At 62.2% G+C, this 510-nt stretch carries 2 protein-coding genes and 1 pseudogene; all 3 read right to left on the bottom strand.

Annotated elements, in window-relative coordinates; all coding sequences use genetic code 11:
• The coding region (rpsM, locus tag NW837_RS14630) for a 30S ribosomal protein S13 (protein ID WP_414332302.1) at positions 1–182 on the bottom strand (182 nt) is incomplete at its 3' end.
• Positions 183–196: 14 nt separating this feature from the next.
• A complete protein-coding gene (rpmJ, locus tag NW837_RS14635; RefSeq protein WP_414332303.1) occupies positions 197–310 on the bottom strand; it encodes a 50S ribosomal protein L36 in 114 nt (37 codons plus the stop codon).
• 115 nt (positions 311–425) lie between these two features.
• Positions 426–510 (bottom strand): annotated as a pseudogene (gene infA / locus NW837_RS14640) (translation initiation factor IF-1); the annotation flags it as partial.

Consider the following 510-nt stretch of genomic DNA (forward strand, 5'->3'; position numbering starts at 1 on the left):
TCGATTTCCGCGCGCAGTTTGGCGACCTCCTCTTCGGTGAGGTCGCGCACGCGCTTGTTCGGGTCGACGCCCGTCGCCTGCAAGATTTTACGCGCCGCCGAGTGCCCTATCCCGAAGATGACGGGAAGGGCGTATTCCACCTTGCGGTCGCGTGGTAAGTCCACTCCTGCGATACGCGCCATACGCTATCTGCCTCCTAACCTTGGCGCTGCTTGTGCTTCGGGTTCTCGCAGATGACCCGAACCACGCGCTTACGCCGAATAATCTTACACTTCGCGCACATCTTCTTAACGGATGCTCGTACCTTCATCGTTATCGCCTCCGTGACGCGGGCGCATGAGTATACCCGCTCGCGAGTGGGGATTATACCCGACGCAAGCCGCGCGCATGCAACCCATCGGGGCGACGCCCCCGCCGTAGTTCGCTTAGCTTCTGTACCGATACACGATGCGCCCGCGCGTCAGGTCGTAGGGCGACAGGGCGACCTTCACGCGGTCGCCCGGCAGGATG

Origin of the sequence: Synechococcus sp. R6-10 (genome assembly GCF_047461815.1) — a bacterium.
Lineage (GTDB): Bacteria > Cyanobacteriota > Cyanobacteriia > Thermostichales > Thermostichaceae > Thermostichus.

What these genes read in the sequence shown, in the direction of transcription:
- rpmJ (WP_414332303.1), bottom strand. Translation starts at nt 310, where the DNA reads ATGAAGGTACGAGCATCCGTTAAGAAGATGTGCGCGAAGTGTAAGATT.